Source organism: Rhizomicrobium sp. (genome assembly GCA_037200045.1).
In the GTDB taxonomy this organism is placed as follows: domain Bacteria; phylum Pseudomonadota; class Alphaproteobacteria; order Micropepsales; family Micropepsaceae; genus Rhizomicrobium.
On sequence record JBBCHM010000001.1, the window covers coordinates 1,834,023 to 1,859,517 of the forward strand.

The window sequence follows — 25,495 nt, forward strand, 5'->3', positions numbered from 1 at the left end:
ACCAGGTGAAAACGATCCGGCGCCCGTTTTGTGCGCGAAATCTCTCTCGCGCTTTCGCCAGTGCGCAATGTCCAACTGGATGGCCCGCAGTCGCGGGCCATGACAGTTTGGGTGTGGAGGCATCGAAATGAAATCCGCCGTCGTCGTCTTCCCCGCCTCCAATTGCGACCGCGATGCGCAGGTCGCGCTCAAGCAGATGACGGGCCAGGACCCGCACATGGTCTGGCACCAGGACAGCGAATTGCCCGATGTCGATCTCGTCGTGCTGCCCGGCGGGTTCTCTTATGGCGACTACCTTCGTTGCGGTGCGATGGCGAGCCAGTCGGCGGTGATGCGCGCGGTCAAGGAGCATGCGGATCGCGGCGGCGCGGTGCTCGGCATCTGCAACGGCTTCCAGGTGCTGACCGAGAGCCATCTGCTGCCCGGCGCGCTGATGCGCAATGCCGGCCTGAAATTCGTCTGCCGGCCAGTGGCGCTGGAGGTCGACGAAACCCAATCGGCGTTCACGCGCAAATACGAGAAGGGCCAGCGCGTCAGCTTTCCCGTAGCGCATGGCGAAGGCAATTACGTCGCCGACGAGGAGACGCTGAACCGGCTGGAAGGCGAAGGCCGCGTCGTGTTCCGCTATGCGGAGGGCGACAATCCCAACGGCTCGGCGCGCAACATCGCCGGCATCCTCTCCGAGAAACGCAACGTGCTGGGCCTGATGCCGCATCCCGAGCGGACGGTCGATCCCCTGCTCGGCGGCACCGACGGGCGTGCGCTGTTCGAGAGCCTGATCGAAACCCTGTCATGAGCGAGATCACCGCGGAGATCGTCCGCGAACACGGCCTTACCGACGAGGAATATGGCCGCATCAAGCGGCTGCTCAACCGCGATCCCAATCTCGTCGAGCTCGGCATCTTTTCGGTGATGTGGTCGGAGCATTGCTCCTACAAATCCACCCGCGTGCATCTGGCGAAACTGCCGACCAAGGCGCCCTGGGTGATCCAGGGGCCGGGCGAGAATGCCGGCGTGATCGACATCGGCGACGGCGATGCCTGCATCTTCAAGATGGAATCGCACAACCATCCCAGTTTCATCGAGCCCTATCAGGGCGCGGCGACCGGCGTCGGCGGCATCATGCGCGACGTCTTCACCATGGGCGCGCGGCCCATCGCGATGATGAACGCACTGCGCTTCGGCGAGCCCTCGCATCCCAAGACCCGGCATCTGGTGTCCGGCGTGGTCAGCGGCATCGGCGGCTATGGCAATTGCATGGGCGTGCCGACGGTCGGCGGCGAGGTCAATTTCCACAAGAGCTATAACGGCAACATCCTGGTCAATGCGATGTGCGTCGGCTTGGCGCGCACCGACAAAATTTTCCGCTCGGCCGCCAAGGGCGCCGGCAATCCCGTCGTCTATATCGGATCGAAGACGGGGCGCGACGGCATTCATGGCGCCACCATGGCGAGCGCCGAGTTCAGCGAGGACTCCGAAGAGAAGCGCCCCACGGTGCAGGTCGGCGATCCCTTCACCGAGAAGCTCCTGCTCGAAGCCTGCCTCGAACTGATGGCGACGGATGCGATCATCGCGATCCAGGACATGGGGGCGGCGGGGCTCACCTCGTCGTCCGCCGAGATGGCGGACAAGGGCGGCAGCGGCATCGAGCTCGATCTCGATCATGTGCCGCAGCGCGAAGCCAACATGACCGCCTACGACATGATGCTGTCGGAAAGCCAGGAACGCATGCTGGCGGTCCTGAAGCCCGGGCGCGAGGCGGAAGCCGAACGCATCTTCAAGAAATGGGAACTGGATTTCGCGGTGATCGGCGTCACCACCGACACGCACCGGCTGATCGTCAAGCACAAGGGCGCGGTCGTCGCCGATATGCCGGTCACGGCGCTGTCGGACGAGGCGCCGAAATATCAAAGGCCGTTCGAGCCGGCCGAACCGGCGCACGGCACGCCGGCCCATGACGCGTCGCGGCCGGTCATCGCGTCGCTGAAGACGATCCTGGCGGCGCCGGACATGTGCTCGCGCCGCTGGGTGTGGGAGCAGTACGACCACACCGTGATGGCCGACACGGTGCAGCGCCCCGGCGGCGATGCCGCCGTGGTGCGCGTCCACGGCACGAACAAGGGCCTCTCGATCACCACCGACGTGACGCCGCGCTATTGCCTCGCCGATCCGTTCGAGGGCGCCAAGCAGGCGGTTGCGGAAGCCTGGCGCAACATCACCGCGGTCGGCGCCAGGCCGTTGGCGGTGACGGACAACCTCAATTTCGGCAATCCGCAGAAGCCCCACATCATGGGCCAGATCGTGCGCGGCATCGACGGCATCGGCGAGGCCTGCCGCTTCCTCGACTTCCCGGTGATCGGCGGCAATTGCTCACTCTACAACGAGACCAATGGCGAAGGCATCCTGCCGACGCCGGCGATCGGCGCCGTCGGGCTGATGCGCGACGTCTCGAAGATGGCGACGATCGGCTTCAAGCGGAACGTCGATGTGATCATGCTGGTGGGCGAGACCAAAGGTCACCTGGGCCAGTCGATCTATCTGCGCGAGATCGAAGGCAAGGAAGAAGGCGCGGCGCCGCCGGTCCACCTGCCCAGCGAAAAGCGCAACGGCGATTTCGTCCGCCTGCTGATCGAGGCCGGCGGCATCGACACGGTGCACGACATCTCGGACGGCGGACTGGCGGTCGCGCTGGCGGAGATGTGCCTGGCCGGCGGCTGGGGTGCGAATATCCGCCTGCCCGAGGGCGCCGATCCGATCTCCTTCCTGTTCGGCGAGGACCAGGCCCGCTATGTCGTTGCCTTCCCCTCGGCGCTGACGATGCGCGTATCGGAAACGGCGCGCAATCATGGCGTGCCGCATGTCCTGATCGGCTGCACCGCGCCGGACAAGCTGTTGATCGAAGGCGTGGGCGAGATCGCGGTCGCCGCGCTGAAATCGGCGCATGAGGACTGGTTTCCGCGCTATATGAGCGGCGAAGAAATCCCGCCGAGCAACTAGGATGTCGTCATGGGCATGAAAGCCGCCGAAATCGAGACATTTATCAAGGAGGCGTTTCCCGACGCGGACGTAACGATGACCGACCTTGCCGGCGACGACAATCACTGGGCCGCGGTCGTGGCCTCCTCTGCCTTCAAGGGCAAGACCCGGGTGCAGCAGCACCAGATGGTCTATGCCGCGCTCAAGGGCAACATGGGCGGCGTGCTGCACGCGCTGCAATTGACGACGCAGGCAAAAGACTGAAGAGTCGCCCAAGGCTAGCGTGTTGCGTGTGGCGGCCACCCGACACTGCAACACGGAGCGGTTCTGATGCCGAAGAAGATCATCATCCTGCGTCATGGCGAAAAGCACGACGCCTATCAGCTCTGTTCGACCGGCGTGGAGCGCTCGCTGGCGCTGGAGGCGCAATATCTCGGCAAGAACGCGACCAACGCGGGCGAGCTCTTCAAGCATGGCGAGGTGCCGGCCGCGTTCTTCGCCATCACCCTGCACACGATCGAACTCGCCAGCCCGTCGGCGCAGAGCTGGAACCTGCCGCTGATCGCCTATTCGGCGGTGCCCGCCGGCAGCAGCCCGTGGAGCGATTCCGACGCGGTGCTCGACGCACGCACCGTGCAGGCCGCGGCGGACGTTCTCAGTTCCGCCTGGGACGACAAGGTCGTGGTGATGGTGTGGGAGCACAAGCACATTGCCGACAAGAAGCTCAACAAACAGAAGGTGACGCTATACAGCCTGCTCGGGCTGGATACGCTCGGGAGCGACGTGCCGGACAAATGGGAAGGCGCCAACTACGATTTCTTCTGGGTCGTGGACTATGACGGCAAGTCGCCGACCAAGTTCCGCAGCGTGCTGCAAACCTATACGGCGCCCTATGCCGACTTGCCGCAGAACGCCTGGGGCGTCGCCGCGACGCTGCCGTCGGATTGCCAGTCCTAGACGACGTCGCCCCATTCCGCCTTGCGCACCGCGGCGAACGTGTTCTTGTCGCGCTTGGTGACGAATCGGCTCTCCAGACCGGAGGGCGCGCAAAGCTTCAATTCGATTCCCGGTTTTGAATCCTTCGGCGGCGCCAGGACGCGTGCCTTGTCGTCGAAGGCAGAGCGGCGCGTGCGGCTGACGGCGAGCCAGGAATAGCGTTCGTCCTCGTAAGGCACGGAGGCCCCCTTGGCATGCATGTGGTCGCGCGAGCGCGGCAGGCGCTGCGAGAAATGGCACCAGTCCGGCGCAACGATGGGACAGGCATTGGCATGGGTGCAGGGACCGAGCACCTGGGCGCCGCCCGCGATCAATACGTCGCGCGCGGCGCGGATGCGGGCGAAGCCGTCCGGTGTGCCGGGCTCGACCAGGACCAGCACGTCGTTCGCGGCGGCGTATAGCCGCTCGACGACGGCGCGCTGCGCGGCGGTGGGAATTTCCGCCAGCACGAAACCCGCGACGACGAGATCGGCCTTCGGAAGATCGTCGCGGCGAAGATCGCGCGACAGGAACTCCGCGTCAGCCGCCGGCGAAAGCTTTCGCGCCAAGGCGAGGAAATGCGGATTGGAATCGGTTAGCGTCAGGCGCGCGATGGCCGGCCAGACCTCCCGCGCGGCCCAGCTCGCGGTCGCGGGACCCGCCCCCACATCCAGTAGGGAATTGGGCGCAAAATCGGATACCGCGGCGTGGGTATCGTTCAGCACGGCAAGCACGACCGCATAGGTCGCCGGCAACCGCGCAACCACATAAGCGAGCGTGTCCAATTCCTCCGCCACCGCGAGGGCCGAGCCGGAACCGCCGCGATAGAGCTTCGAGATCGCCTGCGCGCGCGCCGCCAAATCCTTGCGCGAGACGCCTTCGAGCAAGGCGTCCATCGCATCCCGCAGGCGTGCCGGAAGGGCCGGATTCACGGGCGTTTCCGCGGCTCTGCGGGCGCAAACCTTGACGCATTGCAGCATCGGGCATACATGGGAAGCGACCGATCAAACCGAGGGCGCCTCGCGGCGCGGCACCAGATGAGCGACATCCGCCAGCGTATCGACGCCGAAGTCAAAGCCAATCCCGTCATCCTCTTCATGAAGGGCACGCCCGTTTTTCCGCAATGCGGATTTTCGGCCGCGACGGTGCAGATTCTCTCGCATCTCGGCGTGAAGTTCAAAGCGATCGACGTCCTCAAGGATCCGGAGATCCGCCAGGGCATCAAGGAATACTCCGACTGGCCGACGATCCCGCAGCTCTATGTGAAGGGCCAGTTCGTCGGCGGCGCCGATATCGTGCGCGAGATGTTCGAGAACGAAGAACTCGGCGCCTTCTTCGCCGAGCAGGGCATCGCGCTCGAAACCGCCTAAGCCAGGCCCGAGCTTTTCATCACATCGTTCAAGGGCCGGCGCGGCGATGGCGGTGCCGGCCTTTCCGCATGGCCCAGGCGGAAGACAAAGGTCGGCTGCCAGCCCGGCGCTTTCGCCATCGCCACCAGCGCGCTCTGATAAGTGTCGGCGCGGCCCAGCATGGCGTCGCGGTCGATGCATTCCACCGGCTGGTTCAGCGGCTGCGCCGCGAGGCCGGCACCCGTGAGCGCGAGATGGATGCGCTGCCAGGCGCGGCCGGCGGCGATCGCCTGCGCCCTGTCGAGCCGGTCCTTCACCAGGATCGTGCCGAGTATCGGAGCATGAACCTGGATGTCTCGCGTTCCGGCGAGCCAGTATTGGTCCTGCGACGCGGGGCTGAGATCGGGAAGCAGCTTGGCCAGCATCACGGTGGCGAGGGACAAGCCCGCCGCGTCGACGGTGACGCCGTCGCGATGGTCCTCGACCTCGCGCCGTCCGGTGCGGATCCAATGGGCGCTGTCGGCCGACATCTGGGGATCGGCGACGATGCGCTCGGTGGCGGCGACGATCAGGTCGGCCATGTCCTGGCGTGCCTTGGAATCGTCGAAGAACACGACGCGGACGTCCAGATCCGCGACGAGCGCCGCGAGATCGACCAGCACGGCCTTCGCCACCGGCTTTTCGAGATACCGTCCGCGATTGGTGTGGCGATCGGGAATGGCTTCGTAGAGAAGGTCGCGGCCCGGCGCCCCCGGGTCCATCGTGATATGCGCGATCGCCTTGGGCTCGTTCGGTGGCGACACGGTCAGCCGGCCGCCGACGGGGCGCACATAGGCGGTGTAGCCGTAGACACCCGCGGCACGCACCAGGTTCTCGATCGCGGCGCCCAGGCCCAGATGCATCTCGCGGCGGAAGGGATCGAAGCTGCCGAGATTGCGCGCAAGGTCGGCATGGACGGTGATCGTCTCGTTGCCGATCTCGAACAGCCAGGGCTGGGTGTCGTGCGGATTGGCGGCGAGGATCGCGGCCGAGAGCGGACGGGCGATGCCGTCGATAACGCTGCCGCGCCATTGCGCCCAGGGTTCGTAGGCTGCACTGCCGGGGCCGGCGAAGACGCCGCGGTCCCAGACGCGATAGCCGAGACCGGCCGCAACGACGGCGCCCGCGCCGCCCGCAATCATCATCCGCCGCGAAACCATCCGGGCCTCCCCTCTCGTGCAGAAGGGACATAGTAGCGGTTCGCTGCGACCGAAGTGCGGCGCGCGCAACGAATTCGCATGGTCGTGCAACGGAAATAGGCGAGACCTAGCCGCCGAAATGGCGCCGCCAGACGGGTGCGATGGCGGGCCGTTCGGACAGGGACCTGGCGAGCGCGTTCAGTTTGGGCAGATGCGCGTCGCGCCATTCGCGGCCGATGGACCAGCGGCTGAACATCGCCGCGTAGATGTCGAGCACGGAGAATCCGTCGGGCAGGAACCAAGGCCCCGCCGTCATCCGCTCCACGATCAGGATGCGTTCGCGCACGCGCTCGCGCGCCCTTTGCTTGAGCGCATCGGCGGCGTCCGCCGGCGCGAAGCGTTCGGGATAATCGACGATCTCCACCATCGGATAGATTTCCGACGCCATGAAGGCGAGCCAGCGATAGGCCTGGGCCCGGGCCGAGCCGGCCTGAGGCGGCAGCAGCCGCGCATTGGGGAAGTGATCGGCGATGGTGAGCAGGATGGCGGCGGATTCAGTGATCACCCCGCCCTCGGGGAGACGAAGCGCCGGGATCTTGCCGCTCGGATTGATGCTCAGGAATTCCGGCTTCTTCTGCTCGTTCTTCTCCAGCGAGACGGAATAGAACTCGTAAGGCGCGCCGGCCTCGGCGAGCACCGCCTCGGCGGAGAACGCGCCCGAACCCTTGTCGCCGAAGACGGTGTAGGTCATTGATCTTTGCTCAAAGCCCGCCCCGCAAAGCTAGGGCGGCGCGCCACGAATACAATGCAAAAGGCCGCAGGACAGCCCCGCGGCCTTTCACGATTTGCTTCGCTCTGTCGCAAGGGCCGGGCCCCCGCCGCTCAGCGCGAATAGAATTCGACGATCAGATGCGGCTGCATCTGCGAGGCGTAGGGCACGTCCGACAGCTTGGGCGTGCGCAGCAGCTTGGCCGTCATCTTGTCGTGGTCGACGTTCACATAGTCGGGCGTGTCACGCTCGGCGCTCTTGGTGGCTTCGAGCACCAGCGCCATCTGCTTGGCCTTGTCGGAGAGCTCGATCTGATCCTTGTCGCCGACCTGGTAGGAGGCGATGGTGACGCGGCGGCCATTGACCTTCACATGGCCGTGGCTGACGAGCTGGCGCGCGGCGAAGGGCGTGGGCACGAATTTCGCGCGATAGACGACGGCGTCGAGCCGGCGCTCGAGCAGGCCGATCATGTTCTCGCCGGTGTCGCCCTGGCGGCGCGAGGCCTCCTGATAATATTTGCGGAACTGGCGCTCGGTGATGTTGCCGTAATAGCCCTTGAGCTTCTGCTTGGCCTGGAGCTGCGTGCCGTAGTCGGAGAGCTTTTTGGCGCGGCGCTGGCCATGCTGGCCGGGGCCATAGGAGCGCTTGTTGACGGGGCTCTTGGGGCGGCCCCAGACGCTCTCGCCCATGCGGCGGTCCAGCTTGTATTTCGAATTGGCGCGCTTGGTCATGCTTCTTCCGGTCTCAGGCGGTTGTCCGTGGTGCGGACAGGGGTCCGCGAAGGCGGCGCACTATAGTCAGGCACGTTGCCAAGTCAACGGCGCCGGATTTCCGCTTAAGCCTTGGAAAGACTTGGATTTCTTCCGCATACTCAACCGTGGATTGAAATCCCAGATCGCTATTTTCCGCGCCGGTAGGACAGGACCTGGAGGGCAAAGGCGAGGACGGCGACCACGAGTCCGGCCAGCGCGATGGTGGAGCCATGACCGTGCATGACGGTTCTCCCGCTCGACGACGCGGAATTTAGCGGCGAAGGGCCGGCCGAGGCAAGGCGGCGCGGATGTCTCTTAAAGAGCCGTCCGCTGCGCTATAGAACCCGGACGCGCCAGCGGGCGTGGCGGAATGGTAGACGCACCGGACTTAAAAACGGCATACAGAACAAAAATACTAATTGAAACAACGTACTAAGTCTGATATCTTTTAGCCCATAGCTAGCACAAACGGCTAGTTTAGCACGAGGCAGAAGGATGGACGCGACCCGCCATACGCTGTTGGACAACAAGGTTCAGGTCTACATACGGCCTGGCACGCCGCACTGGCAGTGCGCCTGCTCTATCGGTGGAAAGCAGCGCCGCTCAACGACCAAGGAAGAGAGCTTGGCGCGCGCGAAGGATGTCGCTCGCGATTGGTACCTGACCCTTCTGGGCAAATATAAGGCTGGCGGCCTGCGCGACGGCAAGACATTCCAAGAAGCCGCCGACCGCTTCATGGACGAGTACGAAACCCTCAATCGGGACCAGCGCAGCGCCATCTATATCAAGGCGCATCGCGACCGCCTCAAGAACCACCTCAAACCGTTCTTCGGCGAAATGGTCCTTTCGGAGATCACCGCTGGACGGGTGCAGGATTATCGCATCCACCGGACAAAGACTGGCCTATCTCGCCTCGATCAATTCAAGCTGGCGAATTGGGAAAAGGCCAAAGCAGAAGCAATTGAAAAGGCGAAGAAGAAGGGCCTGCCGCCGCCGGTCATCGAGCCCCTGAAAGAAGACCATAAGCCACCTGCACGCAGCTCCTTGCACCAGGAAATCGTCTGCCTTCGGCAGGTGCTCAAATTCGCCAACCGGCACGGTTGGCTAGAGCACTTACCAAACCTCTCTTCCCCCTACTCGGCTTCCTCGAAAATTTCCCACCGCGCGTGGTTTTCGCCGGAGGAGTACATAACGCTTTACACAAAGACCGGAAAACTAGCCGACGAGCCGCCCAGTGAACGGCTACGTTGGGCTTATGAGCAGCTGCACGACTTCGTGCTCTTCATGGCCAATACCGGTCTTCGGCCCGACGAAGCGCTCCGGCTTCAATTCCGCGATGTGGAAGTTGAGAAGGACGAGGCGACCAAGAAGACCATTCTGGTCATCACGGTTCGCGGCAAGCGTGGCGTTGGCTACTGCAAGAGCAGGCCTAATGCAGTAGAGCCATTTAGGCGCTTGGAGAAGCGCCGGCGTCCAACGCGGGTCCCTGAATTGTCGAAGGAGAAGTCCGCCGACAAAGCGAACGCGCCGAAGGGACCCGTTCTAACCACCCCGCAGCCGACCGACCTCGTCTTTCCGAAAACGCACCGCGACCTGTTAAGGGACATCCTCATCGACTTGGAGCTGGATGAGGATCGGGAGGGCAATCCCCGGACCAGCTATAGCCTCCGCCATACCTACATCAGCATGCGCCTCAGCGAGGGCGCCGACATCTACCAGATCGCCAAGAACTGCCGCACCAGCGTCGAGATGATCGAGAAATATTACGCCTCGCACATCAAGAACCGGCTCGATACGGCGGCCATCAACGTCGAGCGGCCCAAGCCGAAATCCTCGAAACGCAAGGCCAAGAGCGAGGGTGGCGAGGCTCGCCCATAGTCCCTGTTTTCAGTTTGTTCTTGGCGACTCATTGGCCTGTCGTTATAGACTTGGGCCACTAGCGGGCGTGGCGGAATTGGTAGACGCACCGGACTTAATCGATTGAGTGCTCGGCGGGAAACCGCAGATGCAGAACTGCTCAAAGTCGGGGAAACCTTTCAAATGGCAATCCCGAGCCAAGCCCCGCAAGGGGAAGGTGTAGAGACTAGACGGGCAGCACCTAACCTTCGGCGTATCGAAGCACGGTGAAGGGATAGTCCAGACCACGAATTTTCAGGCGCAAGCAACCAGCGCACTGAAAAGCGGCGAAAGCCGAAGTGGTACGAAAATCCGTAGGGCCGAAAGGCCTGTGCCGGTTCGAGTCCGGCCGCCCGCACCAAAGATGATAAGATATGAATTGCTCAGTCTGCGTCCACTAACGTCTAACTCCAAACGGTAATAGACATGGCTAACGACAAAGAAGCGCCACCGATCGAGATCGAGGACGAGTTTGAACTAGGGCTTGCAGCCGGAGTCGAAGACGAGAGCGCAACCGAATCCAGCAGCGGTAGCTTTACGATCACGAGCTACGGCGCGGACTATCCGGTAGATACGTTAGTAAAGCGGATGAAGGGCGAAGCGTTCTTTATTCCAGAGTTTCAGCGCAATTTCGTTTGGTCACAACGACATGCGTCGCGATTCATCGAATCACTTTTGATGGGGTTACCCGTACCTGGCATCTTTCTCTATAAGGAGGCTCAATCTGGCAAGCACCTTGTTGTTGACGGTCAACAGCGCCTCCGTACGCTGCAATACTTTTACGAAGGCGTTTTCGTTGAAAAGGCATTTCGCCTATTAGGTGTTCGGGCCGAGTGGGAAGGAAAAACGTACAAAGAGCTTCCGACAAATGAGCAACTCAAACTCGACGATTCGATAGTGCATGCCACCATCTTTCAACAAGACGAGCCGAAAGAGTCTACCAAGAGCCTCTATTTCGTTTTCGAGCGCATTAACTCTGGTGGAATTCGCTTGTCCGCTCAGGAGATCAGAAATTGCATTAGCGCTGGACCGGTCCTGAATACTGCAAAGAAATTGAACGATGACGTTAATTGGCGCGAGATCTTCGGTGAAAAGCGCAACAACCGCCTTAAGGACCAAGAACTTGTCCTGCGCGCATTGGCAATGATCCATGGACGCGCACATTATTCTGCGCCTATGCGCGATTTCCTGAACAATTTCACAACTAACGAAACTAACCCGATAAATGAAGGCACATTGAAGCAGCTTGGCGACCTTTTCTCAAAATCGATGGAGCTGATCTACGCGGCAAAGGGCAAACAGGCTTTTCGTCCGGTACGGGCGCTAAATGCTGCCGTGTTTGAAGCTGTCACCGTTGGAGTGGCTGAGCGCGTTCGAAGCGGAAAAACGCCGGCAGATACGGGCAAGCTTAGGCATGAGTACGAGCAGTTGCTACAAAATCCAGAATTCTTGAAGGCATGTAACAGCGCAACGGCCACTGACGAATCGGTGAAAACGAGGCAGCGGCTCGCTGTCGAGGCATTTGCGGGCATCTAATTGTCCTTCCCCATAGAAAATCGTTTCAATGCCGTTGAGAAGGTCGTCAATGCCGCTTGTGCGAAGGGCCTCGATGCTGAGATTGCTTCATACCACTGCAAGCTTGGCTGCGTGCTCATTTGCGGCGCAATTGAACGCTCCGTCGAGATATTGATTAGCGAGAGACTTGCGAGCAGATCGCCGCCACAAGTCGCAGAATTTCTGAAGGCTTACTTCAAGCGCGGCGCCAATTATGATTGCGAGGAAATTTCGCAGCTCCTTTTTAAATTCGACACGGCTTGGGGTAAGAAATTCGAGCTTTTCTTGATTTCTGACGAGCGGATCAAGTCAGGAGTGTCTTCTTGTTATGCCACAAGAAATTCTATCGCCCACGGAGGCGGCCAGTCGCTCGGGCCGAGGGCTCTTCGCGAATATTTTGATGCAGCGTTCGCACTCATTGCTGAGTTAGAGAAGATTCTTCGATAGCAATCGAGCCAACCTGGCGAAGTTCACTATCTATAGCCTTGCTGCTCTAATGAGCTGTGCCAACGCAGCAACCAGCTGCGCTAAGGCGACAAGTAGATAGGTAATCGTGCCGACAGTCACAATCGCCTCCGAGCGTGACCGCACGATCTGTCTGACGGTCGGGTCATTCGCGTGCGGACGCCCAAGCCATTCGCAGCTTGCAGCATCGATTCTCGTTGATGGTTCCATAAGTCCTCCTTCGGTTTTAGCCGCGACCATCGCGGCCATGCGCGAAGGAACTGCGCCGAAGGAGGCGGCTGCATCGCCCGCGACCGCAATCAAGAGGAGGAGTGCATCGCACTTGCTGCCCCAGCCGACGAAGGCGCTACCGATCAAGCCAGGCCGCACTATGGGCGCGCGTAACTCAAGGATGCCTGGACCGGTATCGACACGCTGCCGTGCTTCGCTTGGGTGTGTTGCCTCGGCCGAGCCGGTGGATTGGGCCGTTGAGCATTGCTGGCCCGTTCGCCGAGGCCTCCTCCCGACGCCAAGTTAGACCATTGCGTGCTTCTGTGTGGTGAGCGGTATGGCGCGGGCCCGCCGCCGATCAACCCAGCTCGCTTCCTCCGCCTTACTCCGTGCAGCTCCGCTCCCCGTGGGCGCGCATGCGCGCGGGGTGTGACCGCCGGCTCGGTGGCCCGCTCCCTTGGCTCCCCATGAAGCCGCGGAATGGTCCGTGGCGGAACTGGAAGGAGACCATCATGGCTAAACTGAAGAACCAACCGAAGCTGCCGGGGCGCAAGCCCACCCACCGGCTCTACCGCGTCATCGGCGAAGGCGACACCGCAAGCTGGACGCCCATCGGCGCAGCATGGGACCACAAGGACGGTCATGGCTTCTCGCTCGCCTGCGATGCCGTGCCGCTCCATGGCCGGATCGTCATGCGCACGATCCGCGAGACGGTCGAGGGAGGTCAGCAATGACCTCCACCGCTCGCAGCCGGGTCCGCGATCTCAACGACGCGTTCCGCACCGGCAGCCCCTCTTCGGAGGGGCGCTGGATGCTCACGCCGGGAGTGCTCGCCGAAGGACCCGAGTTCACCGCGCTGGCCATAGCGGCCGTGCGCGGCTTCACCGGGTTCGGACCGAACAACGATCCGTACGGCGAGCACGACTTTGGAGCCTTCAATCTGGCCGGACTTCATCTTTTCTGGAAGATCGACCACTACGACCGCGATCTGCGCTACGGCTCGGAAGATCCAGCCGACCCGGCCATCACCACGCGCGTGCTTACCGTTATGCTGGCCTCGGAATATTGACGCCGGCTTCCGCGCCACCTACGCACGCATAGGTGGCGCGTCTATCTTACCTTTCCAAGAAACACAGATGCTTACAGCGCGCAGAAGGTTAACGAGTTCTTAATATGCGCATGCGATGATAAGCACCAGTGGAGCTTTTATCGCCTTAGAGACTACACCGCCGCCAGAACCTTCCGGCAGGACAGAGCCTGCTCCTTCGGGCGACGCCGACTTGCTGATCTCGCTCGGCAATGCGCAGCAGCAAGTTGCGTCACATCTCGATGAGCTGCGTCTCGCCGACAGCCGTACCATGCGCGGCGATCTGATCGAGCAAGGCAATGCCCGGCTCCAGCAACTGAACCATCTGCGCGACCAGCTGGCCGGCGGTGTAAGCGGCCTGCCGGCGGCGGTTGTCCGTGCTATCGTCGCATCGGCCCTCGCGGACGTGCACGCCTTTGCATCGGAGGCGCGTAGCGCGACCGGCCAGAGCACCGCCGAGGCGCAAGCGGCGCTTCAGTCCGCCAGCGATGCCGCGCGCGCCGCCGTCGCAGGCTTCCAGGACGATTATTTTAACAAGCGCATCTTCGATCCTTACCTGCGATTTGCGTCCGACAAGGACGAGGAGGCCTATCGCCAGCGCGAGCAGGAGCGCCAGCGCGAAATCGCCGAGGCGTTGGCCGAGCACACGCCCGAGGGCGACTTGCGCGCGAACGAACTTGCCATCGACCAGTTGAAGGATGCGGGCGCGCACGGCGCCGACCGCAGCAAGGACTATCAGCCCAAGCTGGATGGGCTTGAGCACACACGCAAACAGCTGGAGGAAAAGCTTGCGGCAAGCCATAACGGCCCGGCGCACGGCAGTGCTGAGGCATCGACCGAAGCCGCGGCTGCACCGACCGCGGATTCGCCGGTGCCGCCCGATGTCGTGGCCATATTGCGTGCTGCCAAGGTCGCAGTCGGCGATCATTCCGCCGAGGGTCATGGCGTGACCACCGCGACGCCCCAGCAAGCGAACGCACTGATGCCGGGCTAAAGGCCCGCCAGCCCACACGTCGTTATGGTGCGGGCAAGATAGGTCCGGTCCTGCACGAACCTTGGTAGTTCTTGTGCCTGAGCCAGCGCGAAATCCTGATCCACCTTGGATTTCGGGTAGCCGAGAATGTCGGCTAGCCTCTCCGCAACGTCGTAGGCGCTGCGCGCACTCGCCTCGTACGCCGATGCTTGACGCAGATCGCCCACATCATGGCTATTGCCGCGCGCAGTCCCATACGCCACGAAACATTTGATGGCAGTGTTGTACGCCATTTCGTTGGCGCGCGTTGCCGGATTGTTAGCGCCGCGTGTCGCACCACCGGCAACAAGCAATGCGCATGCGATAGCAGCGGCAGCGATCTGCTTCGCTACACGCCTCATGGCCTACTTCTTGCCCTTATAGATGTAGAGCGTAATCAAAGCTGCAGCGGTGCCGCTTGCCGCGCCGCTCGCGCTGCCCTCGATGATCTTGTGCAGAATCTTCTTGAATTCGGTTTCCGTGTAGTCGCCGTGGTGATGATTGGTCTCGACCTGGTGCTTGCGGCCGTGGCTGGTATGCACCTCGTAGACATGCGCCATCTGCTTTCCCTGCCTTGAGCGACAAGGAATTCGTAACACTATGGCCAATTCGGTTGCGCCGAAGGCCGCATTGCTTCAGGACATGCACATGTCCTATGCGCTTGACGCTTTCGACCATCTTGAAGTTTTCCAAGCTTTCGGCGGTGTTTTAATCGGCCACTTGCAACACTATTGGCCAAAGTGTTTCACACGCCGGGATGCACCGATGACTTACACAAGCGGCCAACTAGGACTGTTCGACCGGCGAGGCGGTCGGAAATACCTTTCCGCTTCCGAGATTCCCCGCTTTCTTGACGCGGCAAGCGATGCCGATACCGGAACGCAGCTGCTATGCCGCATGCTGGCCTTCACCGGATGCCGGATCAGCGAGGCGCTGGCAATCACGCCGGCCCGCCTCGATGCGGAGACGAACCGCATCGTCTTTCGCACACTGAAGCGTCGCCGCACCGTCTATCGCGACGTACCCATCCCGCCGGAGTTGATGGACGCGCTGCGCCTCTATTGCCGCGAGCTGCCCGAAGGAACAGCTCTCTGGCCCTATTCCCGGCAAACCGCCTGGCGGCGCATCAAGGCCGTCATGTCAGCGGCCGGCATCACCGGTCCGCACGCCATGCCGAAGGGCCTGCGCCACGGCTTCGGCGTCGCCAACGCCGAAGAGAACGTGCCGATGGCAACGACGCAGAAGTGGCTGGGCCATGCAAAGCTGGAAACAACGGCCATCTATCAGCAGGCAATGGGACGTGAGGAGCACGCTCTTGCCAGCAGGATATGGACGAAGTGGAGTGAGTTCAGCGGTTGAGGCCATTGGCAGGGTCGATCCTGCTGGCCTGAACCCGCTCCCGCCAGTTGGCAGGTTCGGAATTCTTGCTTGGCCGTGTCAGCGCATAGACCGCTCCGCCGACGAGAACGACGCCTGCGACGATGGCGGTTATCGGTCCAGCAGAAGCCCTCAGGTCTTTGACAAGGCCGCTACCTAGGCTCGGCCGGGAACGCAACGCCTCGGACTGTTGCTGTAATAGCTGTTCCCTTAACGCTATGGTCGTCGGTGAATTCCGTTGTGCCAAGGCATAGGCGTCTTGAACCATCTCTGCAATCGGTCTGTCAGTCGGCGGAAAGATAAAATCCTCCAATACTGCATCCAGTTTAGCAGGCTGCAGAAATCTCAGTATTACAGTTTGAGGAAATTATGCGATCCGACCCAAAGAGCAAATCTCCTAACATCAGCAGGTTAGGCGGGCGGTAATTTCCGAATTGCCATCGGGCCGCCAGCCAATGCCTGGCGCGCCTCTAGGGCCTTATCGAGCGGACTCGTCTTGAGCAAATCCATCATCTTCATAGTCGCCGAGTGAGCCAGATCGTACTGCTCACGCTCTGTCCAGACATGCACGATCCGCTCAATCATGGCGACCTGTTCTGCGCGCTCCGAGTAAGCACGATCGAGAGCACTCATGATCTCATCGTGAACGTGCGAATTGACCTGCTCCAGATTTCTGTAGTGCAGATTTATTTCCTGGATATCGCGCTCAAGCGTAATTGTGAGACGATAAGCCTCCGCGACTTCTCGCAATAACGAAGTAACGTCGGTCGTTGAGGCGATGGCGTTTAGCGCCTGCACCATGTTTCCCGATGCGACATCCGATATACCCATTATTCTCTCCTATGCTGCACGCGCGGCGTGAACGCGCGCGAGAAGCGCGTAGCTGCAAAGACGCGTCAATTTTTGGCGAACTTCGTGCTCATCTGGCGCATCGGCATTTCGTATGCCGGCACTTCGACCACCATTGCCTTGAATCCAGTTGCGGCTGAAAAGTATCAACTCTCGCAGCTCCTCGGTCTGAGACGCCACCCTCGCGCGATATCACGGCGATCTCGCGATGTGCACGGCCGAGGGCCTCAAGGGTTTGTTCCGCCGATTGCATGTGTCTTCGCAGTAGGCCTGCCGATTCGTGCATTTCTCGCACCGATTTCTGAAAGAGAACAATACCCGCCGCCGCAGTGCCGACCACCGCCGCTCCGGCCACCAAAACATTGCCACTGCTCATCGCCGCTCGGTTCGCAACGGCCGATGCGCGACTGAGGCGGCCAAAGCGCTTTTCATAGTGCTGCTTGGTCAGCAGCGCAGGCGGCGCGACAGTTGGAAGCGGCTTAGCCTCGGGGACGGCCGTAAGGTCGGGCTTAATATCGGGAAATCGCTTTTGAATCTTGCGCGCCAGACCTTGGGCGATATGTGCCATACGATAGAGATCGATTTGCTGATTTTCGACTTCTGACCAATCTGATTCGAAGCGGGACACTACCTCTTGAACTTTCCAGTGTGTCCCCCATCGCAACTTGTTTAGCTGATCAAGATAGCTGGTCATTTCTCGTTCGTTACTGAGATATTCGAGCAAGCCGCTTTTCATTTCGGGTGGGTCGGGAGGAAGTGGCGGCAGACCTTCGCGCGCGAAGATCGTTGGGTTATCTTTGACCGCACCGCGCACCTTTGGCAGCGCCCGCAGCGCGACGGCGCGTCGGATTTTCCAAACCAATTTCGCTGAAGCAAGAAAGATTCCCACGAAGAATGAAATGACAGCGGCCAGTACGATTGGTCTGAAGAACTCTCCAACCAGAAACCAATCCGCAGGCCAGATATATGCCAAGACGGAAAAGGCTAGGGATACGGCAAATGCCGGCCATGCTGCCCGAGGCCTGGAATTGATCTTCCGCATCCCACTGGGTCTCTGAGCTATCGCTCTATATCGAAGCCTTGAGACTTGTGAAGCGCTTGGCCGTGCGAGCGGTCCGTTGGTGCCCACATTTCTTCTAGTGAAGGACGGTGTTCGCTGAGCCCGTCGCGAATGGTCGCGCGGTTACCCAAGCCGATGCCGTCGGGCCCTCCATGTCCTACTTCGATGACAGGAGCGGGCGTAGTCACGCGCCCGAACCAGCCTTCTTCCACGACGCGCTGGCGGATGTCCTGAAAGGCCGAGCGGATTTCGTTGAATAGAAACTCGCCAAGACCAGGAGGTTTGGTACGACTATTCTCGTTTCCGCTCATCAGTCCGCCCCGACGCCCAACAGCAGCTAATATTAAGCTGGTCTATACCTCCTTTTCTAGGGGCTTGTTTTTATTTACCCTGCCCAAAGCTGGGGGACTTTCTAGACAGCCGATGACCTACGTCAGCGACCTGGACACGCCGCTTCTTCAGATTTCGGCGAAGGACCGCTTTACCCTGCGCGATGCCTGCGCGGGCGTGCATATCTTTGGCGGGATCGGCAGCGGCAAGACCTCGGGATCAGGGCAGGCCATTGCAGCCTCCTACCTACGCGCCGGTTTCGGCGGCTTGGTGCTGGCCGCAAAGCCGGAGGAGGTGGATCTCTGGCTCCGCTATGCGAGGCAGCATGGGCGAGCGAACTCGGTGCTTCTCTTCGGCGAGCGCGCCGGCGGCGGCTTCAATTTCATTACTTACGAATTGGCGCGGCAGGGGGCCGACGGCACTGGCAGCGTTGTCGAGTGCCTGATGCGTATATTAGAGGCCACACGCCTCTCGAAGCAGAACAACAGCGGCGGCGAACCCTTTTGGGAGGATGCGACCCGGCAGGTCCTGCGCAACACCATCCCCATTCTCTACGCCGCCTTCGGAACGGTCGAGATTCCCGATATCATAAGTTTCGTCGCGTCCGCGCCGATGAGCCAGGATCAGCTGCAAAATCCCGAATGGCAGGCCGACTCGTTCATGTTCCAGACGCTGGCGCGTGCAAGGCGTGAGCCGGTCGCGCCCCTGCGCGATGACGATTTCGACAAGACGGCACGCTATTGGCGCTACGAGTTTGCACAGCTCGATCCCAAGACCCGAGGAAATATCTCGATCTCGCTATCCACCGCGCTCGACCGCTTCAATCGCGGGCGTCTCTTTCACGCCTTCTGTACCGAGACGACGCTCGTGCCGGAACTGACGTTCCACGGCGCGATCATCATCATGGATATGTCGGCGCTGACATGGAACGAGGACGGCATCATCGCGCAGCAGCTGTTCAAGTTCATGTGGCAGCGTGCCGTGCTCGCGCGCAACAAGCTGCCGCGCAAGCATGCGGACCGGCCGGTCTTCCTGTGGGCCGACGAAGCGCAGTATTTCGTCAACTCGTTCGATAGCGACTTTCAATCGACCTGCCGGTCCGCAAAGGCCTGCACGGTGTTTCTGTCGCAATCGCTGCCCACCTATTATGCGAAGATGGGCGGCGAGAACGCCAAGCACCGGGCCGATATGCTGCTCGCGAATTTTCAGACCAAGGTCTTTCACAACAACGCCGATCCCGAGACGAACCGCTGGGCGGCCGATACCATCGGCCGTGTTCTGCAGCGGCGCGGCACCTATAGCGAAGGCCAGTCCTATAGCCAGTCCATGGGCATGCAGGCCGGCGAGAACACGAGTTGGGGCAGCAATTCGAGTTATGGCGGTTCGAGTGACGGACACGGCCACTACTCATCGAGCTCCAGCGGAGGAAGCAATCGCGGCAGCGGCCAGAATTGGGGCCGCAACAGGGGCCGCAATACCGGCGAGAGCACCAGCGGCGGCTACACCGAGACGATGGACTACGAGATCGAGCCGGGCGCGTTCGCGCAAGTGTTGAGGACCGGCGGCCCGGCGAACAAGAACTGCGTCACGGCGGTTTGGTTTCAGGCGGGAAAGGTCTTCGCCGACAGTCGGCGCAACTACCTTGTGACGACCTTCCGCCAATGAATCGCCCGGCCATTTTCAACTACATCATCGGCAACCCCATCAGCCTCATCGCGCTATGGGTCCTGACGGCATTCCTCACCTATCGATGGTACGCGCTGAGCGGCCCGGTCCTGTTACCGATCATCACCGGGCTAGGCGCTCTCGCTGCATCAAATGCCGCTCAGCGCATCGGCAAATATCGCGATTGGAAGCGCGATTGGGATGCGATGAACGGCATCGCGCCCGCTCCAGCGGGCGCGTTTTTACGGACGCCCGCTGTCAGGCTGTTTGTGGGCGTGCCGCTTTGGTGCTTGTTTGCCTATGGCGCTGTCACCATGACGAATACGCTTGGCGGACGCGTCGCCGCCGCTCTGTTCTGGCTGGGATCTCTGTTGATCGTGGGAGGCTGGATTGTGCAGGGCCTGCGCCGCCGCCATGCGCGCGCGCCGAAGGTGCGACAGGTGAGGGATGTCCTTGTGACGCAATGCTTACGCGCGCCTATACGGTCGCCAGCGCTGCAACGAGCCCATGCTTCTATACCAGACTATTGTGCGGACCTTTTTGCAGATCGCGGGCGTGCCCCTCAACCACCCGCCGGCTCCTATCATTGAATGATTGATCCATAGGGGGCTCGTTTTTGCGTAAAATTGGTCTTGGGTTTTGATAGCCGCGGACTTGATCGGTTAGAGCTTTCGATTGTCCTGCTAGTTGGCATATATTGCCTTCTCGAAGCCTATTACCCACAAGTTCATTTAGAACTCCATGAACGGCAATCACTCTAAGAGCTGGCTGCGGCTTCTGGCGCCCATAGGCGTATATCTTCTATTTCTGCTCCAATTCTTGGTTCCAGCGGAATACACATCGGAGCTATTTACGCATGTGCTGAGCGCACATTATTTCGATACGCGGCAAATGCCGAGCAACGACAAGAACTTCTGGGTTGCAGTCGTTTTTTTCTTTCCCTATGTGCTTTGCGCGTGGATTTTCCAAAATGTCTTCGTCGCTGCCTACGGTCGACTGACGATGAACGACCGATTGGAGAGCTTTGATACCGCGATTGGAAAAATCGCACGCTATTGCGATAGACATCCGATTGCAGACATCCTCACGCGATTGAATGCGGGCAGCGCGGATAGCGCTGGGCAGGAATCACTGAGGGTAGTTTTGGTCATGATAGATCTAATGATTACGGACCTGCGGGACGCATTTCAGGATTTGTGCGCACATCCCGACATACGTGTGTCGATTTACATGGAGAGCGCTCAGGAGATCAATTATAAACAATCACCAGAGACCGTGCTGCACATGATGGCCACGACGGTTTTCGAAAAGGAATACGAGATGGCCACGAGATTTCGCCGCACCGGGCCCGACAAGCGTTACGAAGGCTTTTGTGGTGCTGCGTTTGATGGCGGCGGTGCGGTGTGTGGGACATATCGAAAGTTTGGCTTCGTCCACGATCCGAGATTTTCGCTCGGCAACGGCGAAACAGCAAATGTGCTTGAAAAGACCAGGTCTTTCCTTTGTTTACCCATAGCGAAGAGTTCTGCTCGCGGCGCTCCTGTTCGCGCCGTGCTCGCGATCGATAGCGGGCGGCGGTATGATTTTGTTTTGACACGCGACACGAGAGATTTGCTTAGCCTCAAGCTCACCCCGATAAAGACGAGGCTAAGCGGCTACCTAGACGCCCTCAAAAATCAGCTTGAATACATCGGTTCGGTCGGATAGGAAAATAAGGATATTTGAAATGTAGTGTTTCCAGGATGTATGCCGAAAGCCGTAAATTTCCTAAAGAGGCTCGTTGGTGTAAGAGATCATGCAGGTGATCCGATCCCTGCCTCGGATGACCAGAGGACCACTGTGACCAGGCCTGTTGTCAAAGAAGCGTACAAGCTGCCGCTGTCGCCGAATTATTCGATCAACGTGCTGTTTCCGAGAGAGCAGGGCGAGACGCCGATGGCTAGCATTCGACAACTTGGCAGTGACATGCGGGGTGTCGGCGAAGGCGACGCCAGCCGTAGCTATGCCGATCGGCTATCTTCAGACGAGGGTACGTCGAACCGGTCAAAATAGGCGAGTTTTTCTGGCTTAGGCTGAATAGGTGCATTTCACGTCGGCATGCCAATGTTAAGCGCTGTTGCGCCTGCTATCAGACCTAGGTTCGGGCCGCACTATCTCAATTTTCTCAACCACGGTCTCGCCCTTGGGCGGCATCGTCGGCCATACCTTCGATGAGAATTGCTGAATGAAGGTGACCTGCTTTCGCGCGAGCTTCTTGCGCAGGTCGCGCAGGTACATGCCTTCGATCACAACGATGCATTCCGGCAGGAAGAGCCGTATTTGCTCCTCACCCACGTAGCCGATTTGCATCAGAAACCGGTACTGAAACTCGATGCCTTCGGCGATTTGGGTATCTTCGAGCCAGCGCTGCACGTCGCATGTCTCGCCGACCGTAGAGGTGGGCAGGAATCCGTAGGGTTTGTATGGACCGGTGCCAACGGCGGTTTCGCCTGGCTCGGTGCGCGCGGCCGGCGGCTCCTTGCCGACACGGGTCGCAAATGACGGCCGCGCCGAAGTGCCGAACACCTTGTCGGCTTCGTTATCGGTCAAGGTTCACCTCCGGTATGGGGGCTGGTCGTCGGAATCCCGCCGCGAAGTCTTCCGCCATGTCGCTCAGGCGCAAGACGAGTTCGGCGATCTTCACCGGATCGCGGGACTGGTATTGCTCGACCTCCCGATAGAGCTGGGTCCGCTTCTTGACCGCGACCCACTGCGTTAGGCGCTCTTTCAGGTATGCGTATGCCTTCTCGACATGCCGCACGAGGCCGAGGCTCGGCTGAGGCGGCCGGGTGATGCCCTGCGCCTCCAGCGTGCGGTGATCGATCCGCGCCGAGGCCCCGACGGCCTCGAGGCTCTTATTGGCCTCTGCCGCCCATGCGGCCCGCCAGATATTCACGTTCCGCTGGGCCTCGGCGGCGTCGAGCGCCGCCTTGTCCTGCGGCAAGCCGGTGTCGTTGAACCGCTTGCGCGCCTCGGCGACCGCACGGGCCACGTCCTCGCGCTCGTTCCAGTCGCGCTCCTTGGTGGCGGCGAACCCGGTCACGGAGGCCGGGTCCAGCCGCCGAAGGGTCAGCAGGCAGTGGGCGTGGGGCTGCTTGGACCCGTCCGAAGCCATGGGCTCGTGAATGGACACGTCCGCCACCATGCCCTGGCTGACGAACCGCTCCCTGACGAAGGAGCGGACCAGCGCGATCTGCTGATCGCGCGTCAGCTCGCGCGGGAGGGTGATTTCCACCTCCCGGGCGAGTTGGGCGTCTTTCCTTTTTTCGGACTTCTCGACCATGTTCCAAAGGGCCTCACGGTCGAAGACCCATTCCGCCACCGGAACGTGTTCCGGGGCCATGATCTCGGTCCAGACCACGTCCGGTTTGTCGAACGAGAACCACCTGTCCTGGGAGCGGTCATAGAGCCGCTCGCCGGAGCGATAGGCGGCGGCAGCCACCACCGACCGGCGCGTAGCGCCGCCCGGCTTGGCAGCCCGCCCAAGGGCGCGTGAGACCAGTTTCAGTCTCAAGTGATAAATTGCCAACGCCCCTGAACTCCCCAAGAACTCGCCTGCCGAAGCGAAGCTGAAGGAAGGAAAGTAGACATGTGTGCACTTATACATTGCTGCGCAATGTGGCACCAAGAAGGACTCGCGCTTCGGTTGAGTTGGCGAGCAATTATTCGCCTGGGTGAGGCATCGAGCCCACACCCCGGCAACGGGGCGTTGAGGGGTTGGGGCCACCCCGTTTCACCCGGCCGATCCGGCTTGCAGCCGGAGCGGGGCGGCGCTGCCCCGCACCCCGCGCTCAGGTTCAGGCCACCCGAGACTGGCCATACTTCGACAGGGGCGATGCCAGCCGGGCGCACTCGGTCCCGCCGCTTCGCGGCTCCTGCGGGTGCTCCACTTCGTGCGCATGATGGCGCTTGCTGGCAGGCGACCCGGCGCGTCCCGCCCGCGCTGTTGCGCGGCTCCTTGCAGCCTTTGGCTAGGAGATCGGAGCGAGTGTTCCGGCCGGACCCGGTATCGGCACGACGTACCACCGAGCCGATACTCGTGTCCGGCCTCACAGCCATTCCTTGCAGCATTCCGTCTGCGCTGGCCTTCGACGGAACGGGACCTGTCCCGTATGCCCAGATCGGGGGTAGGCGCACCCCCGATACCCCCGCACAGTTACGGCAGAATTTGCGGCGATTAGAGGCCGTAATCACCGCAAGATGTGTGGTGAATAGGACTAGGGAATTTCCACGTTTCAGAAATGTGATTGACAGACCGAGCTAGTCTCAGGCTTTTTGCATGAATTCTCAAGTAAAATGCTTGCAATTTTGGCAAGGTTCCCCTATGTTACAGGCATGAGCAAGCTAGCCGAACTCAAGAAGCAACTGCGGCCTGGGCAGGTCTATCGGCGCGAGGATTTGGCCAAATGGTCGAACGCCGTTGACCGGCACCTCAAGCAGTTGCTCGCAGACGGAACGCTCACCAAGCTGTCGGGCGGGGTCTACTATTGCCCTAAGAAGACCGTCTTTGGGGACGCCCCTGCCGAGGACAACAAGCTGGTCGAGACCTTCCTGAAGGACCACCGCTTCTTGGTGGCCTCGCCCAATGCGTACAACGCCCTGGGGGTGGGTACGACCCAGCTCTACAACGAAACCGTGGTCTACAATCGCAAGCGGCATGGCCGCTTCGCGCTTGGCGGGCGCACGTTCGAATTCCGGGTGAAGCCGGACTTTCCCAAGACGCTGAGCCCCGAGTTTCTGCTGGTCGATCTGGTCAACAATCTGGACCGGCTCGCCGAGAACCAAGACCAGGTGCTGGAGCGCGTGAAGGCAAAAGCCGCCTCCTACGACGGCCCCCACTTGCAGCGGGTTGCGCGGGATTATGGGACCGTGCGCGCCAAGAAGTTCTTCGCGCACCTGCTCGCAGACGCAACGGCACATCATGCCGCGTGATTATCTCCATAATCGCGCCGACTTTGCCGACTTGATACGCATCGTTGCTGCCGACCCTGTCGTCACGGACGGCAAGCCGATCGATCCGGCCCTGGTGGAAAAAGACTACTGGATCATGCACTGCCTCTATGGCTTGCAGCAGTTGAAGATGCGGTTCGAGTTGAAGGGTGGAACGTCCCTCTCCAAAGGCTTCGGAATCATCAACCGCTTCTCCGAAGACATCGATATTCGGATTGAACCTCCCGAGGGCCGCAACGTAGCCACCGGAGTCAATCAGAGCAGTCCAGCGCAGGTGGCAAGCCGCAAGGCCTTCTACGACTGGCTGGCTGACACCATCCGCATCGATGGCATCGATACCGTCGCGCGTGATACAGCCTTCGATGACGAAAAATACCGCAGTGGTGGCATCCGCCTCAATTACCGCAACGCCATGGGCTCGCTCGCGGGCCTCAAGGATGGCGTTTTGCTGGAAGTCGGATTTGACGACGTAACGCCGAACCAGTCGCGAGACATCAGTTCATGGGCGTACGACTATGCAGCGCCCACCGTCGAAATCATCGACAATCGCGCGATGGCCGTGGCCTGCTACGACCCCGGCTATACGCTGGTCGAGAAATTACAGACCATCTCGACGAAGTTTCGCAAGCAACAGGCGGACGGCGCATTCCCCGCCAATTTCATGCGCCACTACTACGATGTCTATTGCCTGTTGCAGCGGCCAGAAGTTCAGGCCTTCATCGGCACGGGGGCGTATAAGGCGCACAAGAAAAAGCGGTTTCGCTCAGGTGATAATCCCGTCATCGCTGAAAATGACGCATTCCTGCTGAGCAACGCCGAGACGCGCGCGGCTTATGAAGCCGCCTATTCGGAGACACGCACACTCTATTATCGCGACCAGCCCACCTTCGCCGCAATCCTTGCTGCGATCAGCGCCGCCACACCGCGTCTCTGATTAGGCCTCAACGGACCAGGAGTCCCCATAAGCAGCTCGATTTCGATGATAGGGCGCCAGCAGAAATC

Annotated in this window: 30 protein-coding genes; 18 read left to right on the plus strand and 12 right to left on the minus strand. The window is 60.8% G+C overall.

What is annotated here, in order from left to right; all coding sequences use genetic code 11:
• Positions 1–127: 127 nt before the first annotated feature.
• The 4 genes from purQ to WDM86_08705 all read left to right on the plus strand — a co-directional run bounded on the left by purQ (position 128) and on the right by WDM86_08705 (position 3,933).
• Positions 128–796, plus strand: a complete 669-nt coding sequence (purQ, locus tag WDM86_08690; GenBank protein MEI9990101.1) for a phosphoribosylformylglycinamidine synthase subunit PurQ — start codon at positions 128–130, stop codon at positions 794–796.
• A complete protein-coding gene (gene purL / locus WDM86_08695) occupies positions 793–2,997 on the plus strand; it encodes a phosphoribosylformylglycinamidine synthase subunit PurL (protein MEI9990102.1) in 2,205 nt (734 codons plus the stop codon). Before purQ ends, purL begins: the two co-directional genes overlap by 4 nt.
• A gap of 9 nt (positions 2,998–3,006) precedes the next feature.
• Positions 3,007–3,240 carry a BolA family transcriptional regulator gene (locus WDM86_08700; protein MEI9990103.1) on the plus strand — a complete coding sequence of 78 codons (234 nt, stop codon included), beginning with the start codon at positions 3,007–3,009 and terminating at the stop codon, positions 3,238–3,240.
• Positions 3,241–3,306: 66 nt separating this feature from the next.
• Positions 3,307–3,933 (plus strand): hypothetical protein, encoded by a 627-nt coding sequence (locus tag WDM86_08705; protein MEI9990104.1) that lies wholly within the window; start codon positions 3,307–3,309, stop codon positions 3,931–3,933.
• Here WDM86_08705 and WDM86_08710 read toward each other — a convergent pair.
• A complete protein-coding gene (locus tag WDM86_08710) occupies positions 3,930–4,883 on the minus strand; it encodes a small ribosomal subunit Rsm22 family protein (protein ID MEI9990105.1) in 954 nt (317 codons plus the stop codon). The two genes, WDM86_08705 and WDM86_08710, sit on opposite strands and share 4 nt — an antisense overlap.
• A 105-nt stretch (positions 4,884–4,988) precedes the next feature.
• Here WDM86_08710 and grxD point away from each other — a divergent pair, with 105 nt between their 5' ends.
• The gene (gene grxD / locus WDM86_08715) at positions 4,989–5,321 is read left to right on the plus strand and encodes a Grx4 family monothiol glutaredoxin (GenBank protein ID MEI9990106.1); all 333 of its coding nucleotides are present in this window, start codon (positions 4,989–4,991) and stop codon (positions 5,319–5,321) included.
• Here the strand turns inward: grxD and WDM86_08720 are convergent.
• From WDM86_08720 to rpsD, 3 genes are all read right to left on the minus strand, one after another.
• A complete protein-coding gene (locus tag WDM86_08720) occupies positions 5,318–6,499 on the minus strand; it encodes a hypothetical protein (GenBank protein MEI9990107.1) in 1,182 nt (393 codons plus the stop codon). The genes grxD and WDM86_08720 overlap by 4 nt on opposite strands.
• A 106-nt stretch (positions 6,500–6,605) precedes the next feature.
• A complete protein-coding gene (locus WDM86_08725) occupies positions 6,606–7,229 on the minus strand; it encodes a glutathione S-transferase family protein (GenBank protein ID MEI9990108.1) in 624 nt (207 codons plus the stop codon).
• 131 nt (positions 7,230–7,360) lie between these two features.
• Positions 7,361–7,978, minus strand: a complete 618-nt coding sequence (rpsD, locus tag WDM86_08730; protein MEI9990109.1) for a 30S ribosomal protein S4 — start codon at positions 7,976–7,978, stop codon at positions 7,361–7,363.
• Positions 7,979–8,494: 516 nt separating this feature from the next.
• Here rpsD and WDM86_08735 point away from each other — a divergent pair.
• The 6 genes from WDM86_08735 (at position 8,495) to WDM86_08760 (ending at position 14,205) form a co-directional block, all read left to right on the plus strand.
• The gene (locus WDM86_08735; protein ID MEI9990110.1) at positions 8,495–9,877 is read left to right on the plus strand and encodes a hypothetical protein; all 1,383 of its coding nucleotides are present in this window, start codon (positions 8,495–8,497) and stop codon (positions 9,875–9,877) included.
• Between the two features lie 444 nt (positions 9,878–10,321).
• Positions 10,322–11,431 (plus strand): DUF262 domain-containing protein, encoded by a 1,110-nt coding sequence (locus WDM86_08740; GenBank protein MEI9990111.1) that lies wholly within the window; start codon positions 10,322–10,324, stop codon positions 11,429–11,431.
• Positions 11,432–11,896: a HEPN domain-containing protein gene (locus tag WDM86_08745; GenBank protein ID MEI9990112.1), complete on the plus strand. Its 465-nt coding sequence runs from the start codon at positions 11,432–11,434 to the stop codon at positions 11,894–11,896. It begins immediately after the preceding gene.
• A gap of 740 nt (positions 11,897–12,636) precedes the next feature.
• Complete coding sequence (locus tag WDM86_08750) at positions 12,637–12,858, plus strand: hypothetical protein (protein ID MEI9990113.1); 222 nt, start codon at positions 12,637–12,639, stop codon at positions 12,856–12,858.
• Entirely contained in the window at positions 12,855–13,193 is a 339-nt protein-coding gene (locus WDM86_08755; GenBank protein MEI9990114.1) for a DUF3768 domain-containing protein, read from the plus strand. Before WDM86_08750 ends, WDM86_08755 begins: the two co-directional genes overlap by 4 nt.
• A gap of 211 nt (positions 13,194–13,404) precedes the next feature.
• Entirely contained in the window at positions 13,405–14,205 is an 801-nt protein-coding gene (locus WDM86_08760) for a hypothetical protein (GenBank protein ID MEI9990115.1), read from the plus strand.
• Here WDM86_08760 and WDM86_08765 read toward each other — a convergent pair.
• Positions 14,202–14,585 carry a hypothetical protein gene (locus WDM86_08765; GenBank protein ID MEI9990116.1) on the minus strand — a complete coding sequence of 128 codons (384 nt, stop codon included), beginning with the start codon at positions 14,583–14,585 and terminating at the stop codon, positions 14,202–14,204. The genes WDM86_08760 and WDM86_08765 overlap by 4 nt on opposite strands.
• 3 nt (positions 14,586–14,588) lie before the next feature.
• A complete protein-coding gene (locus WDM86_08770; protein MEI9990117.1) occupies positions 14,589–14,783 on the minus strand; it encodes a hypothetical protein in 195 nt (64 codons plus the stop codon).
• A gap of 40 nt (positions 14,784–14,823) precedes the next feature.
• Between WDM86_08770 and WDM86_08775 the strand changes: the two genes are divergently transcribed.
• Entirely contained in the window at positions 14,824–15,582 is a 759-nt protein-coding gene (locus WDM86_08775) for a site-specific integrase (protein MEI9990118.1), read from the plus strand.
• Here the strand turns inward: WDM86_08775 and WDM86_08780 are convergent.
• The 4 genes from WDM86_08780 to WDM86_08795 all read right to left on the minus strand — a co-directional run bounded on the left by WDM86_08780 (position 15,572) and on the right by WDM86_08795 (position 17,820).
• Complete coding sequence (locus tag WDM86_08780) at positions 15,572–15,913, minus strand: hypothetical protein (protein MEI9990119.1); 342 nt, start codon at positions 15,911–15,913, stop codon at positions 15,572–15,574. The genes WDM86_08775 and WDM86_08780 overlap by 11 nt on opposite strands.
• Positions 15,914–16,011: 98 nt before the next feature.
• Positions 16,012–16,431 carry a hypothetical protein gene (locus tag WDM86_08785; protein MEI9990120.1) on the minus strand — a complete coding sequence of 140 codons (420 nt, stop codon included), beginning with the start codon at positions 16,429–16,431 and terminating at the stop codon, positions 16,012–16,014.
• Between the two features lie 88 nt (positions 16,432–16,519).
• Positions 16,520–17,491, minus strand: a complete 972-nt coding sequence (locus WDM86_08790; GenBank protein ID MEI9990121.1) for a hypothetical protein — start codon at positions 17,489–17,491, stop codon at positions 16,520–16,522.
• 17 nt (positions 17,492–17,508) lie between these two features.
• A complete protein-coding gene (locus tag WDM86_08795; protein MEI9990122.1) occupies positions 17,509–17,820 on the minus strand; it encodes a hypothetical protein in 312 nt (103 codons plus the stop codon).
• A 64-nt stretch (positions 17,821–17,884) separates the two neighbouring features.
• Between WDM86_08795 and WDM86_08800 the strand changes: the two genes are divergently transcribed.
• From WDM86_08800 to WDM86_08815, 4 genes are all read left to right on the plus strand, one after another.
• On the plus strand, positions 17,885–19,504 hold the full coding sequence (locus tag WDM86_08800) for a type IV secretory system conjugative DNA transfer family protein (protein MEI9990123.1): 1,620 nt from the start codon (positions 17,885–17,887) through the stop codon (positions 19,502–19,504).
• Positions 19,501–20,094, plus strand: coding sequence for a hypothetical protein (locus tag WDM86_08805; GenBank protein ID MEI9990124.1), 594 nt, complete (start codon positions 19,501–19,503; stop codon positions 20,092–20,094). Before WDM86_08800 ends, WDM86_08805 begins: the two co-directional genes overlap by 4 nt.
• 151 nt (positions 20,095–20,245) lie before the next feature.
• Positions 20,246–21,211 carry a hypothetical protein gene (locus WDM86_08810; protein ID MEI9990125.1) on the plus strand — a complete coding sequence of 322 codons (966 nt, stop codon included), beginning with the start codon at positions 20,246–20,248 and terminating at the stop codon, positions 21,209–21,211.
• Positions 21,212–21,343: 132 nt separating this feature from the next.
• Positions 21,344–21,556, plus strand: coding sequence for a hypothetical protein (locus WDM86_08815; protein MEI9990126.1), 213 nt, complete (start codon positions 21,344–21,346; stop codon positions 21,554–21,556).
• A 54-nt stretch (positions 21,557–21,610) separates the two neighbouring features.
• Here WDM86_08815 and WDM86_08820 read toward each other — a convergent pair whose 3' ends face one another.
• Positions 21,611–22,093, minus strand: a complete 483-nt coding sequence (locus WDM86_08820; GenBank protein MEI9990127.1) for a hypothetical protein — start codon at positions 22,091–22,093, stop codon at positions 21,611–21,613.
• Complete coding sequence (mobQ, locus tag WDM86_08825; GenBank protein MEI9990128.1) at positions 22,083–23,057, minus strand: MobQ family relaxase; 975 nt, start codon at positions 23,055–23,057, stop codon at positions 22,083–22,085. The genes WDM86_08820 and mobQ overlap by 11 nt, the downstream gene beginning before the upstream one ends.
• Before the next feature lie 821 nt (positions 23,058–23,878).
• Between mobQ and WDM86_08830 the strand changes: the two genes are divergently transcribed.
• Complete coding sequence (locus tag WDM86_08830; GenBank protein MEI9990129.1) at positions 23,879–24,475, plus strand: hypothetical protein; 597 nt, start codon at positions 23,879–23,881, stop codon at positions 24,473–24,475.
• Positions 24,465–25,427 carry a nucleotidyl transferase AbiEii/AbiGii toxin family protein gene (locus WDM86_08835; protein MEI9990130.1) on the plus strand — a complete coding sequence of 321 codons (963 nt, stop codon included), beginning with the start codon at positions 24,465–24,467 and terminating at the stop codon, positions 25,425–25,427. Before WDM86_08830 ends, WDM86_08835 begins: the two co-directional genes overlap by 11 nt.
• The last annotated feature ends 68 nt before the right edge of the window (positions 25,428–25,495 follow it).

What these genes read in the sequence shown, in the direction of transcription:
- WDM86_08770 (MEI9990117.1), bottom strand. Translation starts at nt 14,783, where the DNA reads ATGGCGCATGTCTACGAGGTGCATACCAGCCACGGCCGCAAGCACCAG.
- WDM86_08790 (MEI9990121.1), bottom strand. Translation starts at nt 17,491, where the DNA reads ATGCGGAAGATCAATTCCAGGCCTCGGGCAGCATGGCCGGCATTTGCC.
- WDM86_08805 (MEI9990124.1), top strand. Translation starts at nt 19,501, where the DNA reads ATGAATCGCCCGGCCATTTTCAACTACATCATCGGCAACCCCATCAGC.
- purQ (MEI9990101.1), top strand. Translation starts at nt 128, where the DNA reads ATGAAATCCGCCGTCGTCGTCTTCCCCGCCTCCAATTGCGACCGCGAT.
- rpsD (MEI9990109.1), bottom strand. Translation starts at nt 7,978, where the DNA reads ATGACCAAGCGCGCCAATTCGAAATACAAGCTGGACCGCCGCATGGGC.
- WDM86_08830 (MEI9990129.1), top strand. Translation starts at nt 23,879, where the DNA reads ATGAGCAAGCTAGCCGAACTCAAGAAGCAACTGCGGCCTGGGCAGGTC.
- WDM86_08740 (MEI9990111.1), top strand. Translation starts at nt 10,322, where the DNA reads ATGGCTAACGACAAAGAAGCGCCACCGATCGAGATCGAGGACGAGTTT.
- WDM86_08775 (MEI9990118.1), top strand. Translation starts at nt 14,824, where the DNA reads ATGGCCAATTCGGTTGCGCCGAAGGCCGCATTGCTTCAGGACATGCAC.
- WDM86_08810 (MEI9990125.1), top strand. Translation starts at nt 20,246, where the DNA reads ATGAACGGCAATCACTCTAAGAGCTGGCTGCGGCTTCTGGCGCCCATA.
- purL (MEI9990102.1), top strand. Translation starts at nt 793, where the DNA reads ATGAGCGAGATCACCGCGGAGATCGTCCGCGAACACGGCCTTACCGAC.
- WDM86_08795 (MEI9990122.1), bottom strand. Translation starts at nt 17,820, where the DNA reads ATGAGCGGAAACGAGAATAGTCGTACCAAACCTCCTGGTCTTGGCGAG.
- WDM86_08785 (MEI9990120.1), bottom strand. Translation starts at nt 16,431, where the DNA reads ATGGGTATATCGGATGTCGCATCGGGAAACATGGTGCAGGCGCTAAAC.
- WDM86_08755 (MEI9990114.1), top strand. Translation starts at nt 12,855, where the DNA reads ATGACCTCCACCGCTCGCAGCCGGGTCCGCGATCTCAACGACGCGTTC.
- WDM86_08735 (MEI9990110.1), top strand. Translation starts at nt 8,495, where the DNA reads ATGGACGCGACCCGCCATACGCTGTTGGACAACAAGGTTCAGGTCTAC.
- WDM86_08700 (MEI9990103.1), top strand. Translation starts at nt 3,007, where the DNA reads ATGGGCATGAAAGCCGCCGAAATCGAGACATTTATCAAGGAGGCGTTT.
- WDM86_08835 (MEI9990130.1), top strand. Translation starts at nt 24,465, where the DNA reads ATGCCGCGTGATTATCTCCATAATCGCGCCGACTTTGCCGACTTGATA.
- grxD (MEI9990106.1), top strand. Translation starts at nt 4,989, where the DNA reads ATGAGCGACATCCGCCAGCGTATCGACGCCGAAGTCAAAGCCAATCCC.
- WDM86_08750 (MEI9990113.1), top strand. Translation starts at nt 12,637, where the DNA reads ATGGCTAAACTGAAGAACCAACCGAAGCTGCCGGGGCGCAAGCCCACC.
- WDM86_08725 (MEI9990108.1), bottom strand. Translation starts at nt 7,229, where the DNA reads ATGACCTACACCGTCTTCGGCGACAAGGGTTCGGGCGCGTTCTCCGCC.
- WDM86_08720 (MEI9990107.1), bottom strand. Translation starts at nt 6,499, where the DNA reads ATGGTTTCGCGGCGGATGATGATTGCGGGCGGCGCGGGCGCCGTCGTT.
- WDM86_08705 (MEI9990104.1), top strand. Translation starts at nt 3,307, where the DNA reads ATGCCGAAGAAGATCATCATCCTGCGTCATGGCGAAAAGCACGACGCC.
- WDM86_08765 (MEI9990116.1), bottom strand. Translation starts at nt 14,585, where the DNA reads ATGAGGCGTGTAGCGAAGCAGATCGCTGCCGCTGCTATCGCATGCGCA.